This window comes from Rhodococcus sp. OS5, from assembly GCF_056837585.1.
Genome location: NZ_CM166368.1, coordinates 5,358,086 through 5,372,582, shown reverse-complemented (window position 1 = coordinate 5,372,582; position 14,497 = coordinate 5,358,086). Strand labels below are relative to the sequence as shown.

At 62.3% G+C, this 14,497-nt stretch carries 16 protein-coding genes; 8 read left to right on the top strand and 8 right to left on the bottom strand.

The window, feature by feature from the left end; translation table 11 throughout:
• Positions 1-52 precede the first annotated feature (52 nt).
• Positions 53-1,174: a tyrosine-protein phosphatase gene (locus ACVZUB_RS25050; protein ID WP_082239179.1), complete on the bottom strand. Its 1,122-nt coding sequence runs from the start codon at positions 1,172-1,174 to the stop codon at positions 53-55.
• Positions 1,175-1,229: 55 nt separating this feature from the next.
• Between ACVZUB_RS25050 and ACVZUB_RS25045 the strand changes: the two genes are divergently transcribed.
• Positions 1,230-1,388 carry a hypothetical protein gene (locus ACVZUB_RS25045; RefSeq protein WP_223304510.1) on the top strand — a complete coding sequence of 53 codons (159 nt, stop codon included), beginning with the start codon at positions 1,230-1,232 and terminating at the stop codon, positions 1,386-1,388.
• Positions 1,389-1,424: 36 nt separating this feature from the next.
• On the opposite strand, the gene ACVZUB_RS25040 is transcribed toward ACVZUB_RS25045, so the two are convergent.
• Positions 1,425-1,988 carry a GtrA family protein gene (locus tag ACVZUB_RS25040; protein WP_003939753.1) on the bottom strand — a complete coding sequence of 188 codons (564 nt, stop codon included), beginning with the start codon at positions 1,986-1,988 and terminating at the stop codon, positions 1,425-1,427.
• Positions 1,989-2,053: 65 nt separating this feature from the next.
• Positions 2,054-3,259, bottom strand: coding sequence for an enhanced intracellular survival protein Eis (locus ACVZUB_RS25035; protein WP_030536997.1), 1,206 nt, complete (start codon positions 3,257-3,259; stop codon positions 2,054-2,056).
• Positions 3,260-3,392: 133 nt separating this feature from the next.
• Between ACVZUB_RS25035 and ACVZUB_RS25030 the strand changes: the two genes are divergently transcribed.
• Complete coding sequence (locus ACVZUB_RS25030; RefSeq protein WP_007732653.1) at positions 3,393-4,613, top strand: fatty acid desaturase family protein; 1,221 nt, start codon at positions 3,393-3,395, stop codon at positions 4,611-4,613.
• Between the two features lie 4 nt (positions 4,614-4,617).
• Here the strand turns inward: ACVZUB_RS25030 and ACVZUB_RS25025 are convergent, their stop codons facing one another.
• The 4 genes from ACVZUB_RS25025 to ACVZUB_RS25010 form a co-directional block, all read right to left on the bottom strand.
• Positions 4,618-5,286, bottom strand: coding sequence for a methionine ABC transporter permease (locus ACVZUB_RS25025; protein WP_007732650.1), 669 nt, complete (start codon positions 5,284-5,286; stop codon positions 4,618-4,620).
• Complete coding sequence (locus ACVZUB_RS25020; protein ID WP_007732648.1) at positions 5,283-6,284, bottom strand: methionine ABC transporter ATP-binding protein; 1,002 nt, start codon at positions 6,282-6,284, stop codon at positions 5,283-5,285. The genes ACVZUB_RS25025 and ACVZUB_RS25020 overlap by 4 nt, the downstream gene beginning before the upstream one ends.
• Before the next feature lie 12 nt (positions 6,285-6,296).
• Positions 6,297-7,154, bottom strand: coding sequence for a MetQ/NlpA family ABC transporter substrate-binding protein (locus ACVZUB_RS25015; RefSeq protein WP_003940478.1), 858 nt, complete (start codon positions 7,152-7,154; stop codon positions 6,297-6,299).
• A 114-nt stretch (positions 7,155-7,268) separates the two neighbouring features.
• On the bottom strand, positions 7,269-7,727 hold the full coding sequence (locus ACVZUB_RS25010; RefSeq protein WP_037128648.1) for a nuclear transport factor 2 family protein: 459 nt from the start codon (positions 7,725-7,727) through the stop codon (positions 7,269-7,271).
• A gap of 130 nt (positions 7,728-7,857) precedes the next feature.
• Between ACVZUB_RS25010 and ACVZUB_RS25005 the strand changes: the two genes are divergently transcribed.
• The 6 genes from ACVZUB_RS25005 to ACVZUB_RS24980 are packed head-to-tail and all read left to right on the top strand — an operon-like array spanning position 7,858 to position 13,522.
• The gene (locus tag ACVZUB_RS25005; RefSeq protein ID WP_003940442.1) at positions 7,858-9,024 is read left to right on the top strand and encodes an acyl-CoA dehydrogenase family protein; all 1,167 of its coding nucleotides are present in this window, start codon (positions 7,858-7,860) and stop codon (positions 9,022-9,024) included.
• Complete coding sequence (locus ACVZUB_RS25000; protein WP_482627855.1) at positions 9,021-9,968, top strand: bifunctional MaoC family dehydratase N-terminal/OB-fold nucleic acid binding domain-containing protein; 948 nt, start codon at positions 9,021-9,023, stop codon at positions 9,966-9,968. Before ACVZUB_RS25005 ends, ACVZUB_RS25000 begins: the two co-directional genes overlap by 4 nt.
• The gene (locus ACVZUB_RS24995; protein WP_064074300.1) at positions 9,968-11,083 is read left to right on the top strand and encodes an acyl-CoA dehydrogenase family protein; all 1,116 of its coding nucleotides are present in this window, start codon (positions 9,968-9,970) and stop codon (positions 11,081-11,083) included. The genes ACVZUB_RS25000 and ACVZUB_RS24995 overlap by 1 nt, the downstream gene beginning before the upstream one ends.
• A complete protein-coding gene (locus tag ACVZUB_RS24990; protein ID WP_003940399.1) occupies positions 11,080-11,508 on the top strand; it encodes a MaoC family dehydratase in 429 nt (142 codons plus the stop codon). The genes ACVZUB_RS24995 and ACVZUB_RS24990 overlap by 4 nt, the downstream gene beginning before the upstream one ends.
• The gene (locus tag ACVZUB_RS24985) at positions 11,508-12,686 is read left to right on the top strand and encodes a lipid-transfer protein (protein ID WP_003940050.1); all 1,179 of its coding nucleotides are present in this window, start codon (positions 11,508-11,510) and stop codon (positions 12,684-12,686) included. The genes ACVZUB_RS24990 and ACVZUB_RS24985 overlap by 1 nt, the downstream gene beginning before the upstream one ends.
• A gap of 14 nt (positions 12,687-12,700) precedes the next feature.
• Complete coding sequence (locus tag ACVZUB_RS24980) at positions 12,701-13,522, top strand: MaoC/PaaZ C-terminal domain-containing protein (RefSeq protein WP_058226567.1); 822 nt, start codon at positions 12,701-12,703, stop codon at positions 13,520-13,522.
• A gap of 110 nt (positions 13,523-13,632) precedes the next feature.
• Here the strand turns inward: ACVZUB_RS24980 and ACVZUB_RS24975 are convergent, their stop codons facing one another.
• Entirely contained in the window at positions 13,633-14,409 is a 777-nt protein-coding gene (locus tag ACVZUB_RS24975; protein ID WP_003940546.1) for an SDR family oxidoreductase, read from the bottom strand.
• Positions 14,410-14,497: the final 88 nt, after the last annotated feature.

Below are 14,497 nucleotides of genomic sequence, written 5' to 3'. Positions count from 1 at the left end.
ACCGGCAGCCATCGGAGCGGCTGCCGGTCATTGCTGTCGGAACGTCGATCAGTTATTGCTTGGTCAGCAATTTGCTCCGGAGCTTTGCGATAGTGTCGGCGTCAAGTTTCAGCACGTCCTGCGAAAACTTCTCCCACCCACCGAACTGGTCGCGAATCTTGTCGAGTACTGGCTGAATCTGGCTGGGACGCTGCTCCATCAACGGTTTCAACAGATCGACATCGATTCCTTTCGAAGACAGAAACGTGTAGGTCTGTTCGTTCTTGGCTTTGTTGTAGGTGTTCGACAGGACGAAGTCGTCGACGATGGTCTTGTCAGGAACACCCAGAATGCCGAGAAGTAGAGCTGTCATCAGTCCAGTGCGGTCTTTGCCTGCCGTGCAGTGGTACGCGACTGCGGACTCGGAATCGGCGATGGTCCGTAGGGCTTGGGAATACCCAGCCATTCCGTCAGGCTTGGACAGTTGGTCGACGGCGCCGGTGTCGCTGATCCGGACGGCTTCACCGCCCCCGAGCACCTGCTCCACGATTGCAGGGTCACCAGATTTCAGGGCACTCGTAATCGCTGTGGCAAGAGCCTGAGTGCCGGCATCCAGGACTGCCGTGTTGACCACTTTCACGTTCGCGGGAACCTTGTCTGCTCCGTCCTTGGCGATCTCGCTGTCACCTCGGAAATCGACAACGGTCCGGATGCCTGCGTTCTCGATCGTTTGTTGATCGTCAGCAGTCAGATCGCTCAAGCGGTCGCCACGAAAAACCAGGCCCCACTTGACTGATCGGCCGTCGGCTGTCTCGTATCCGCCGACATCACGCACGTTGGCTGCGCCCTGCAGCGTCACGTGGCGGGTTGACGCGATGGTGGAAGTGCCGTCCTCGTCTATGACCTCGAAGTACCAGCGTGACAGTGGGTCGAGGCCGTCGACCTCAGTGGAGAAGCCGTCGACCGTGCCAATTTCCTTTCCTTCTGCGGCTGGGTTTTTCGGGTCGGTGGCGGCGAATACACGCACCTTTTCCGAGCCGCCGTGTTCCCAGACCAGTGAGTAGTGTCCGGCGGACGCTGATGTCACGTCGAGGTCGGTCGGCGTTTTCGCCGACTCGGCCTTGCTGCATGCGCCGAGTACGAGCATGAGTCCTGCCGCCGACAGCGCAAGAACTCGAGTTTTGCAAGTAGCCATGGGTCCTCCGAATCCAATTGGAAATCGGAGGCTACGCACCAGTGATCACTGTGTCGTGACCGTGTTGTGCAGAGCGGGAAAACTGCAGGCTGGAGTGCTTGTCGCCGATGATGATCAGGGATGGGCCAGCCCGTTCAGGAGCATCGCGCCGACAAAGATGGCACTGCTTGCGCGGGCGCTGCAGGACGGGTTGATCGCAATCGACGAACTCTGATCGAAGCGCGAGCGATCGGGTGCGTCGATCCGGGAGTCAGTCGAGGGCGGTGGCGTCGGTTGTCGGCGTCTTGGTGCCGGGAGTCGCTTCGATGTCGAGAACGACCTGGCTGTCGGTGGCTTCTTCGGGGAAGACGTACCGACGCATGGCCCACCAGCGGAAGGCCGTCGCCAGCAGGGTCCCGATGATCGATCCGCTGATGAAGTCCGCGAAGTTTTCCATCAACACCGACACCTCGGGTTGACGCAGATGGAACACGTACCGGGAGGTCCAGAGTGGTACCTGGTTGATGGCCAAACCGATACCCGCGACGATGAAGAACAGAGCGGCCTCGTGATGGCGCTGTCGACCACCGCGCTGCGCAAACGACCATTCGCGGTTGAGGACGTAGGACAGAACCGTCGCGATCAGGACCGCAAGGATGTTGGCCGTCACCGGGTGCTGAGGCAGAACCGTCCACTTGATGCCGAAGAACAGCACCGTGGTGACGATGAAGGCGATGCCGCCGACCACCAGGAACTTGAGCATTTCTGCGTGCGGCAGGACGCGCACGAGAACCCGCTCAGGAAGCCTATTGACCATCTTTTCGACAAACGCCATTGTTCGAGGCTAACCCTGAATACGACCGAGGGCACAAATCGTCGATGCCCGTGTCGGCAAGATCATCAGAATCCGTACCCGAGAATTGCGGGCTTCTGCGCGTTGAAAGCGAAGTCGAAATTCAGGATCTCCTGCGGATCGGACGCGTGGAGTCGGTGCGCCGCCGCGAAGGTCTTGGCCTGGTGCTCGCCCAGGTACAAGCTGCTCAGGACATCAGAGGGCATCGTGATCGCAGGCACCGCGTCAGTGGCCGTACAGGTGGCCTTGCCGCCCTTGACCTGAAGTGCGAAGGTTCCGCCGGCCTTCAGGAACGGATCTTCGACCTTGACGACTGTGTCCAGGTCAGCAGCATATTCACGAGCCTCGAGAGCCGCGGGAACGTCCATGATGCGCAGCCACAGTCGATCGGAGCGCGTCGTCGTCCGGGCAAGACGGTAGTCCGTCAGCATCAGCCGGAGAGGATCGGCAGGATGCTGGCGTGTCTCGATCCGGGTGACGAGGTCGAGGCCGCAGATCGTGCGCCACAGCGCCGCGTGCGCATCTTCGGTGATCGTCACGAACTCGTCGATCCGGGCGATGCTGTCGCGGCCCTCGCTCGTGTGCCGGTAAGCGATGTATCCGTCCGCGTGTGTCAGAAAGAACAGTCCGGAGGCGCCGTCACGATCCTCCGACGGGTCGGCGAACATGTGGTCCCAGAGTGGTTGCGGACGGACCTGAGCGCCGGGTGTCTGCAGCCGCCAGCGGTCGTAGATCTCGGGAAGAAGCGTCGAGGCAGCTTTGATGTCGACGATGGACACGCCACCGTTGTCGGGCACCTCGGGGCGGAATCGCGCGAAGCGGCGATCGAGGGTGATGCCTTCGCTGAAGGTGGCCGGGCCGTATCCGAAGCGGTTGTAGATGCCGGCCTCGCTGGCCGTCAGGGCCGCAAGTGGTGCTCCGGTCGACTCGATGTGGGCGTGAAGTGCAGTGAACATCGAGCGTAGGACACCACGTCGACGGTGAGTCGGGGCGACGGATACCCAGGTGATTCCGCGCGTGGGGAGTTGGCGTCCGCCGGGCACGGTGAATTCCATGTCGATTTCGATGGCCACGCCGACGGGTAGGTCACCGTCGACGGCGAGGATGATGTCCTCGGGCTTGTAGAGCGCCTTCGTCAGTTCGCTGACCGCGGGAGACGGGTGAAAACCGAACCCCACCGAGTCGAGTAGTTGGAGAGCCGGCCAGTCGCTCTCGGTAGCGGTGCGGATGGTGATCTTGTTTTCGGGGCTCACGTATATCGACTTTGGCATAGATTGCGTGAAGACGCACATGAATATCGGGGCTGACGTTTCCGCACCGGCTCCCAGGGGTACCGCCCGACGGACCAGTCCTGCGGCACGGAGAAAACCGATACGGAGAAACACTGTGGCGATCACCGACATCAAGGAATATGCCCATCTGACCGAGGAAGACGTCGAGGCACTCGGGCGCGAGCTGGATGCCATTCGGCTCGACATCGAGGAGAAGCGCGGCGCGCACGACGCTCGATACATCCAGCGGACGATCGCGTTTCAGCGCTCTCTGATGGTGGCCGGCCGCATCGTCTTGTTCGCCAGCAAGAAGAAGCCTGCCTGGATTCTGGGGACTGCGCTCCTGGGGGTCGGCAAGATCATCGAGAACATGGAACTCGGCCACAACATCATCCACGGCCAGTGGGACTGGATGAACGATCCCGAGATTCACTCGAGCAACTGGGAGTGGGACAACACCTGCCCGTCCTCGGGATGGAAGCACTCGCACAACTTCACCCATCACAAGTTCACCAACATCGTCGGACTGGACAACGACGTGGGCTACGGAATCATGCGCGTCACGCGCGATCAAAAGTGGCACGCCGACTACCTCTTTCAACCGATCACGAATTTTGTGCTCGCGACCCTCTTCGAGTGGGGAGTGGCACTGCATCACCTCGAAACGGACAAACTCCGCAAGGGTGAGGTGAAGTGGTCCGAGAAATCGGAGATGGCCAAGGACGTCGGTAAGAAGATCGCGCGTCAGGTGGCGAAGGATTACATCCTGTTCCCCGCCCTGACCGGCCCCGCGTGGAAGACCACGTTGACGGCGAACGTCGTTGCGAACCTCATCCGAAACTACTGGAGTTACGCCGTCATCTTCTGCGGGCACTTTCCCGACGGTGCCGAGAAGTTCACGCTCGAGGAATTCGAGAACGAATCGCGCGCTCAGTGGTACCTACGACAGATGCTGGGCTCTGCCAACTTTCATGCCGGTCCCGTCATGGCCTTCATGAGCGGCAACCTCTGCTACCAGATCGAGCATCACTGCTTCCCGGATCTGCCGAGCAATCGGTACTCGGAAATCGCGGTGCCGTTGCGCGACCTGTGTGACAAGTACGACCTCCCGTACACGACCGGGCCGCTGTGGAAGCAGTACGGATTGACTCTGCGCACCATCTGGAAGTTGTCGCTGCCCAACAGGTTTCTCTCGGCTTCCCAGGACGACGCTCCGGAGACGCACTCGGAGTTGAAGTTCCGCATCCGAGGCGGAATCAAGGAAGTGTTCGGCGTCGATCCGCAGACGGGTAAGCGGCGCGGACTGCGAACAGCGATCGCGATGGTCTCGAGCTGATCAGTTACCGCTTGTGCGCCATTGAACGAACCACGAGATCGCCGGTCGACTGGATTGCCTGCACCAGCACGATCAAGATCACGACTGCGACGAACAGCACCGGTGTGTTGAATCGTTGGTAGCCGTACTTGATTGCGAAGTCGCCGAGTCCACCGGCGCCGATGGCACCTGCCATGGCCGAGAAGCCGATCAGCATCACCGCCGTCAGGGTTGCTCCTGCTACCAATCCCGGTACGGATTCGGGCAGTAGCACCTTGGTGATGATGTCTTTGTCGGTGGCGCCCATGGACCGCGCTGCCTCGACGCGTCCGGAATCGACTTCACGCAAGGCGTTCTCGACGACGCGCGCAAAGAAGGGCACCGAACCGATGGTCAGCGGGACGATCGCTGCCGTGGCGCCGAGCGCTGTTCCGACGATCGCCCTCGTTGCCGGGATGAGGAGCACCAACAAGATGACGAACGGCAGCGAACGGCCGATGTTCACCACGGTGCCCAGAACCGAATTGAGGACGCGGTTGGGACGGATTCCGTCGGGGGCGCTCGCGTGCAACAGAACACCGAGAGCGATACCGATGATCACGGTGAGCACGAACGAGACACCGACCATGTAGAGCGTGTCGAGTAGGGCTTCCCATGCTTCGCCCAGGGAATCCTGCCAGGACGTCTTGTTCATGAGAACGTCACCTTCACTCCGCGCTGCGAAAGATGTTCTTCGACAGACTTTCTTGTCTCTTCGTTGCTGACGAGTCCCGTGTGTGAAGCGAACTCCACGCGAAGGCGACCGACCTGATGGGATCCGATGTCCTCGATACCGCCGGAGATCACGGTGACGTCGACGTCGAGATCTCGTGAGAGTTGGGAAATCACGGGTGAGGTGGACAGTGAATCGACAAAGGTGAGGAGCGCCGGAATTCCGGTCGTGGACGTTCGTACCGTTCCGGTCGGCAGTAGCGCCTCTCCGAGGGGTGAGTCCGGGTCTGCGACCAGTTCGGTGAGCGTTCCCTCGTCGACGATGCGGCCCTGATCGATCAGCGCAGCGCGATGGCAGATCCGTCGAACCACGTTGAGTTCGTGGGTGATCAGAACAATGGTCACACCGAGTCGTCGATTGAGATCGGCGAGCAGGTCGAGGATCGAATCGGTTGTGTCCGAGTCGAGGGCGCTCGTGGCCTCGTCGCACAGGAGGACGTCGGGTGAAGCCGCCAAGGCTCTCGCGATGCCGACGCGTTGTTTCTGGCCGCCGGACAGTTGCGAGGGGAAGGCGTCACGTCGGTCTTCCAAGCCCACCAACTCGATCAGCTCGTCGACGCGGGCACGTCGATCTGCCCGCGAGTATCCCGCCACTTCGAGGGGGAAGGCGATGTTGGCGGCGACCGAACGGGAATGCAGCAGGTTGAAATGCTGGAACACGACCCCGATCCGCTTGCGTGTGTCGCGCAGTTGCGCTGGACTCAGCGCGGTCAGATCGGTGTCGCCCAACAGAATTCGGCCACTAGTCGGGCGTTCGAGCAGATTGAGGCAGCGCAGCAAAGTCGACTTGCCGGCGCCGCTCTTGCCGATGATGCCGAAGATTTCGCCGTCTTCGATTTTCAGGGATACGGAATCGAGTGCATGCAGAACTTGTGTGCCGCTGCGGTATTCCTTGGAGACCGATTCGATCGAGAAGACCATGACGGGTCTCGATCAGGTAGCGCTGGCCGGAATGACCGAGCCCTGATAGGTCTGCTCGATGAACGTCGCGACGTCGGCGGACGTCAATGCCTCGGCCAACTTCTGTACTCGCGCATCGTTTTCGAGCGAGGTGCGTACGGTCAGGACATTGGCGTACGGGTTGCCCTCGGCCTTCTCGAGCACCAGGGCGTCCTTGGCCGGGTTGAGGCCACCTTCGATTGCGTAGTTGCCGTTGATGATTGCGAGATCGACATTTCCGTCGTCGAGCGTGCGCGGCAGCTGCGGGGGATCGACCTGGGTGAACGTGAGTCCCTTGGGGTTGTCGATGATGTTCTTCTCGCTGATCTGCGTGATGTCGGTGCCGGGGGCGCCCAACTGCTGATCGAGCTTGATCAAACCGGCCTGCTGCAGCAGGTACAGCCCACGGGCGAAGTTCGTCACGTTGTTGGACAAAGCGACCGTTGCGCCCTGGCGCAGGTCGGCCACGTTGGTGACCTTCTTGGAATATGCACCGAGGGGCTCGACGTGGACCTTCGCCACGGCGACCAGGTCGTCGACACCCTTTTCCTTCGACCACGATTCCTGGTACGGCACGTGCTGGAAGAAGTTGGCATCGGTGTCTCCGGCTTCGAGCACCTCGTTGGCGTCGAGATCGCCGGTGATCTCGCTGACCTCGATCTTGGTGTCACCGAGCAGGCCCTTTTCTTCGACGAACTTCAGGATCTCGGCGTGCGGAACCGAAGAAGCGACGATGCGAAGAGGTGCGTTCTCGTCGGAGGAGTTGTCGCTCGAGCACGCGGCTACGGTTCCGACTGCGACGGCGGCCACTGCGAAGGCAGCGAGGAATCTTCTGGTGCGCGAGCGTGACATGTGAATCTCCAAGACATAGCCGAACGCACGCCGAGATGGCGTGACAGTTGCTGAACGCTAGCCCGGTAAACCTCCCGTGAGGAGATACAGAATCACCGCGATTTTTTCATGTACCTATTGTCCGAGCAGGATGACCGGAACGTCCTCGGCGAAATCGACGACCAATTCACGACGCGAGAACAGCCAGGTGCCGTCGACCTTTTGGAAGCTGTCCTGGTAACGGATCTCGATCCGGTTGTCCCGGTGGCCCTCGCCCCGCGGATAGATGTGGTGAGCGGAGCAGTAAGCCTCACCGTGTGCGGTGGTGGGGCCGTCGAGGTCGAGGATCTGCTGCTCGACGATGTGCCGGGTCGAGTGCAGATGTGAGACGGCATCGACCACCGAACTGCTGACGACGGAGTTCCCACGTATCTCCGTCGGCGCACCCGTTCCGTTCAGTGCCGGCGGCAAGACGAATGCCACGTCGTCAGTGAAGAGAGCCGCAAGTGCAGTGGTGTTTCGGCGGTCGACGGCCTGTGCGTACCTGGCGGCCAAGTCGGTGAGAGCGACGCGATCCGAGGAGTCCATGCGCATATCTCACCCTATGTGACGCCGCTCATGTTTCGGCTTCCCGCTCATCGAGACACTCACAGCGCCCACCTGGGCATCTGGTTAGCGTCCAGGCCAAGAGTTGCCAGCCATGAATGCCATAGGAGAAACAGCGATGGATCTGAGGGAATCGCCCGAGCAGCAGGAGCTCCGCAAGGAGTTGCGCGCGTACTTCGCGGCGCTGCTGCCGGAAGAGAAGCGTCGCGCGGCCGGCGAGCAAGGTGTGGGTGGCGAGTACTTCCGCGAGATCGTGAAGTTGCTGGGCAAGGACGGTTGGCTCGGTATCGGCTGGCCCAAGGAATTCGGTGGACAGGGACGCTCCATCGAAGAGCAGTTCGTGTTCTTCGACGAGGTTCAGCGCGCAGGTCTGCCGTTTCCCTTCGTGACGGTCAATACCGTCGGACCGACGTTGATGAAGTACGGCACCGAAGAACAGAAGGAACGTTTCCTGCCCGGCATCCTGGCCGGCGACATCGTCTTCGCAATCGGGTACACCGAGCCCGAGGCCGGCACCGACCTTGCGTCACTCAAGACTCGTGCGGTTCTCGACGGTGACGAGTGGATCGTCGACGGCAACAAGATCTTCACCAGTGGCGCCAACACTGCCGACTACGTGTGGCTGGCCTGCCGCACCGACGCGGATGCCCCCAAGCACAAGGGAATCTCGATCCTGATCGTCCCCACCGAGGATGCAGGCTTCGAGTGGTCACCGATCAACACCGTCGGCGGTTTGATGGTGACGTCCACGTACTACTCCGGCATTCGAGTTCCGTCGAAGGACGTTGTGGGCGAGGTCAACGGCGGCTGGCAGCTCATCACGGCTCAGCTCAACCACGAGCGAATCGGCCTGGCGGCCATCGGTGGTCGCACGTACGGTCTGTGGAACCTGGTCCTGGACTGGGCCAAGGAAAACGGCGCCATCGACATCCCGTGGGTGCAACAGGACTTCGCTCGCACACACGCCAAGCTCGAGGCCATGCGACTGCTGAATTGGAAGATGACGGCAGCCGTCGCACAGGACACGCTCTCCGGAGCCGACGCCGGTGCCACCAAGACGTACGGGACCGAGACTCACGTCGACGTCTACCGCACCCTGCTCGGAATTCTCGGCTCCGCCGGTCGCATCCGCCCCGAGTCTCCGGGCGCTCTGCTTGCCGGTCAGATCGAGCAGATCTCGCGTCAGGGTGTCGTGAACACCTTCGGCGGCGGCGTCAACGAAGTTCTGCGGGACATGGTCGGCACCATCGGCTTGGGACTCGTTCGCGAAAAGAGGGTCAAGTGAGCGACATTTCGGCGCAACTCGACGCTTTTGTAGGCCAGACGCTTGTTCCCACCACCTGGGGGCCAGACGAGGTCAACATCCCCATGATCCGGCATTGGGCCGAGACCATGGGCGATACCAACCCCGTCTACCTCGACGACGACGCTGCCCGCGCCACCGGTCGTGACGGCGTCGTCGCTCCCGCTCAGATGCTTCAGGTCTGGATCATGCGGACCTTTACCGACAAGATGGCGGGCAACGACCCGTCGCAGGTGTGGACCGGTCTGATCGCCACCCTCGACGCAGCCGGCTACAGCTCTGTCGTGGCCACCGATTCCGATCAGGAGTTCTTCGCCGAACTGCGCCCAGGCGATCGCGTTAACTACACCGAGGTCATCGAGTCGATTTCGCCGGAGAAGAAGACCGGCCTCGGTGTCGGACACTTCGTCACGACGCTCAAGACCTACCGCAACGGTGACGATCAGGTTGTCGGCACCCAGCGGTGGCGGACGCTGCGGTTCAAACCTCAGGAATCTGCTGCGCCCGAAGCTCCTCGTGCACTGCGTCCGCGTCCGGCTCTCAACGCGGACAACGCTTTCTGGTTCGAAGCGGCCAAGGAGCACCGTCTGGTGATCCAGCGCTGCACGTCCTGCAAGACGTTGCGTCATCCCACCGGCCCGATGTGCGGCGAGTGCCAGTCGCTCGAGTGGGACACGATCAACGCGTCGGGGCGTGGCACGGTGTACAGCTTCGTGGTCAATCATCACCCCAAGATCGACGCGTTCGACTACCCGCTCATCGTTGCGGTAATCGAACTCGAAGAGGGAACCCGATTGATCGCCAACATGGTGGGTATCGCGCCCGAAGATGTCGTGGTCGACATGCCCGTGGAACTTGACTGGATCGACGCCGACCCGGATCTGACGCTTCCCGCGTTCCGGCCGGCCGTACGCGAGGAGCACTGATGGACTTCAATTTCAGCGAAGAGCAGGAAGCAATTCGCGCACTGGCCGACGAGGTCTTCACCAGCAAGGCAACGATCGAGCGCACCAAGGAGATCGAACTCTCCGCCGAGCGCGTCGACCGTGAACTGTGGCGTGAGCTCGCGAGCACCGGGTTGCTCGGTATCGCCCTGCCGGAGGAGTTCGGCGGCGGTGGCCTCGGCTTGTCCGAGCTGTACGCACTGCTCGAACAGCAGGGACGTCACGTTGCGGCCGTGCCGATCTGGGAAACGACCCTTGCAGCATTGGCTGTCAACAAATTCGGCTCTGATTCCCTTCGCGCCGAACTCCTTCCGGGAGTTGCCGACGGCAGTCGATTCCTGACCGTCGGTCTCGAAGAGTTCGGTCCGTACACGGGCGGCGACCCACTGACCACGGCTGAGCAGGACGCCGACGGCAACTGGACCGTGACGGGTGAGAAGGCAGTAGTGCCGATGACTCACGTCGCGAACCTTGCTCTCGTTTCGGCAACCGCTTCCACTGGTACGGCACTGCTGCTGGTCGACCTGAGTGCCGAGGGAGTGACGCTCGAACAGACGCAGTCCACCAGTTGGGAGATCTGTGCCAACGTCACCTTTGCCTGTGCCCCCGCGCAGCTGATCGGTGCGGCTGACGGCACCACGGTTCCGTGGCTGATCGACCGCGTTCAGCTGGCATTGGCCGCAATCCAATGGGGCGTCGGCTCGGGTGCAGTCGCGCAGGCCGTCACGTACCTGAACGGCCGCAAGCAGTTCGGCCGTCCGCTGGCGACCTTCCAGGCCGTCAATCATCAACTCGCTGACTGCTACATCGATCTCGAAGCGATGCGCGTGACACTGTGGCAGGCCGCCTGGCGCATCTCCGAGGGACTGGATCTCGGCACCTCGGTACTGGTCGCCAAGTGGTGGGCTACCGACGGCGGACAGCGCGTCGTGCATCGCACCACGCATGTTCACGGCGGCATGGGCGTCGACACCGACTACCCGGTTCACCGTCACCTGTTGTGGGGCAAGCAGATTGCTGCCACCCTCGGTGGTTCCAGCTCCGATCTGGCGCGTCTGGGTGCGCAGCTCGCATCCGGTGTGGAGGTGCTCGCATGACCGTACTTGCCGGTCGCAGTTACGCAGACGTCGTTGTCGGAGAGGCATTGCCCGAGTTGGCGATCCCGCTGACCCGCACGTTGATCGTCGCCACGGCAATCGCCACTCGCGATTTTCAGGACGTGCACCACGATCCGAGCCTGGCCCAGGAGCGTGGCTCGAAGGATGTCTTCATGAACATCCTCACGAGCAACGGTCTTGTCGGTCGATACGTCACGGACTGGGCCGGATCTGCATCGACCCTGCGCCGCATCGCCATTCGTCTCGGGGCGCCCAACTACCCGGGTGACACCATGACGATGACCGGTGAGGTCGTGTCCAAGGAAGACGGAGTGGTCGTGGTCAAGGTGCAGGGTGCAAACAGCCTCGGCAACCATGCATCCGGCACCGTCGCAGTCGCTTTCAAGGAAGAGGAGAGGCCCTGATGGCGATCAGCCCACTCTCGGGAGCCGCCGCCATCGTCGGCATCGGATCCACCGAGTTCTCCAAGAACTCCGGCCGCACCGAACTGCAGTTGGCGTGTGAGGCCATCGTCGCGGCACTCGCTGACGCCGGTATCGATCCGTCCGAGGTCGACGGTCTGTCCACCTACACGTCGGAGACGAACGGCGAAGCGATCGTGGCTCGCAACTGTGGTCTCGGCGAGCTGAAGTTCTTCTCGCGCATTCACTACGGCGGCGGCGCTGCGTGTGCCACCGTGCAGCAGGCAGCCATGGCAGTTGCGACGGGTGTTGCCGACGTCGTGGTCTGCTACCGCGCCTTCAACGAGCGCTCCGGTGTGCGCTACGGCCTGGGCCAACACGATCGACCGATGGACAGCACGGCTGACCGCGCCGCGTATGCGTGGATGACTCCTCAGGGATTGTCGACTCCCGCTCAGTGGGTCGCCATGTTCGCCCGCCGCTACATGCACCAGTACGGTGCGACGAGTGAGGACTTCGGACGAGTTGCAGTGGTGGCGCGCAAGCATGCCGCCAACAACCCGGCTGCTTGGTTCTACGAGCGTCCGATCACGCTCGAGGACCATCAGAACTCGCGCTGGATCGCCGAGCCGCTGCACCTGCTCGACTGCTGCCAGGAAACCGACGGCGGCCAGGCATTGGTCATCGTCTCTGCCGAGCGCGCAAAGGATCTGGCCAACAAGCCCGTCGTCATCAAGGGCGCCGCTCAGGGCAGTAGCAAGGATCAGCACATGATGACCAGCTACTACCGGCCCGACATCTCCGGTATCCCGGAGATGGGCCTGGTTGCTCGTCAGCTGTACGGCCAGAGCGGCCTGACACCGGACGACATCAACGCCGCGATCCTGTACGACCACTTCACTCCGTTGGTGCTTCCCCAGCTCGAAGAACTGGGCTTCTGCAAGCCAGGCGAAGCAAAGGACTTCATCCGCGAAGGCAACCTCGAGATCGGTGGACGCCTGCCGTCCAACACTCACGGTGGTCAGGTCGGCGAGGCGTACCTGCACGGTGTCAACGGAATTGCCGAAGGTGTGCGACTGGTGCGAGGCACGTCGACCAACCAGCCCGAGGGCGTCGAAAACGTATTGGTCACAGCCGGAACAGCAGTACCCACCAGCGGTCTCGTTCTCGGCGCTGTTTGAGAGAGGAAAAGACAGTGACAACTTCGGAAGCTGCGAAGACCGCCGGCGATTGGCGTGGAGCCGATCTCGGGACCCGCACCGTGTCGTACACCGAGCGCGACGCGATCCTGTACGCACTTGCCGTGGGCGCCAAGGCGACCGAGCTGGACCTCGTCTTCGAGGATCAGCTTCGGGTACTGCCGACCTTTGCTCTGACGCTGGCGCAGTGGGCTCCCGACGCTCTGGGTTCGGCGGGCGCCTTCGACACCTCGACGGCACTGCACGGCTCGCAAGAGCTGAAAGTGCTTGCTCCGCTTCCGCGTAGCGGTGACGTGACCTTGAAGGCTTCGGTCGGCGAGGTGTGGGACAAGGGCGCAGCGGCCGTGTTCGAAGTGAAGGTGGAGTGCGAATACTTCGTCGCGACCTGGTCACTTTTTGCCCCCGGTGCCGGTGGATTCGGCGGAGAACGTGGACCCTCACGTCCGGCGGAGCCGACCGGCGAGCCTTTGTTGACCGGTGTGTTGACCACAGCGGAGAACCAGACGGCGATGTACCGGCTCCTGGGCGACAAGCACCACATCCACATCGATCCCGAGGCTGCGGCGCGGATCAACCAGCCGCGTCCGATCATGCACGGCCTGTGCACGTTGGCCGCGAGCACGCTCGAGCTTGCCCGGGTCGCCGGAGTGCATCCGGCGGACCTTGTGAGCCTCGAGGGTCGATTCGCTGCGGCAATCCATCCGGGTGAAGCGCCGTCCATCGTTGCGTGGGGAACTCCCGACGACCTGGCCTTCCAGGTCACCAAGGGTGATCAGGTAGCGATTTCCGGTGCACGAGTGAGCTTCTCCGCTCGCTAGTCCCTCCAGACTCAACTGCGGGGTGCTTGACCCCTCGTCGCGCCCCGCAGTTGTTCACACGAAGAAGCAGCCCCCGAGCGAATCCGCTCAGGGGCTGCTTCGTATTTGTTTCAATCCTGGTGGGTCGCCATGTAGCGAGCCGGGTACTCACCGCCGCCGTGAACGGCGATGTCGGCGCCGTTCACGTACGAGGAGAGCGGGCTCGCCAGGAACAGGCAGGAGTTGGCGATATCGGCCGGCACGGCCATGCGCTCCATCGGAATGGTCCTGGTGACCGCAGCGCCGCCGTCGGCGCCGTAGACCTCGGCGGCAGCCTCGGTACGGATCAGGCCGGTGGTGATGTGGTTGATCCGGACCTTCGGCGCCCATTCGAGGGCCAATGCCTTGGTCAGAACGAGGAGGCCTGCCTTGGCTGCGCTGTACGCCGCGGTTCCGGGCTGCGGGTCGATCGCCGAGACACTGCCGATGTTGATGATGGCGCCGCCGTCGTCCTGAGTCTGCATTACTGCATTTGCGGCCTGGGCAACGTTGAAGGGTGCCAACAGGTTCAGGGCCACGATCTTCTCGACGAAGCGGGGTGACACCGTCGCAGCGTCGGCGTCGGGGGAGCCGCCGGCGTTGTTGACCAGGACGTCCAGACGGCCGAAGCGCTCGACGGCATCCTGGACGAGGGCTGCGGCGTCGGCGGGATCGCGGACGTCCGTGGCGCGAAAGGCTGCGCTACGACCGTCGGCGGTGGGTAGGTTTTCGGGCTCGTTACGGCCACAGACCAGCACGTTCGCACCCGCGGCGAGAAAGGTTTCGGCGATGACGTAGCCGATGCCTTTGGTGCCGCCGGTGACGATCACCGAGCGTCCGCTGAAATCGACGGGGTTGGGCAGTGTCACGGTGGAGCCTTCCTGGTGCGGTGCCGAGCTGAATTGCCGCCCAATGTGATTGACGCGACGTGGTCGCACAACTTAGGGTCAAGCAAGT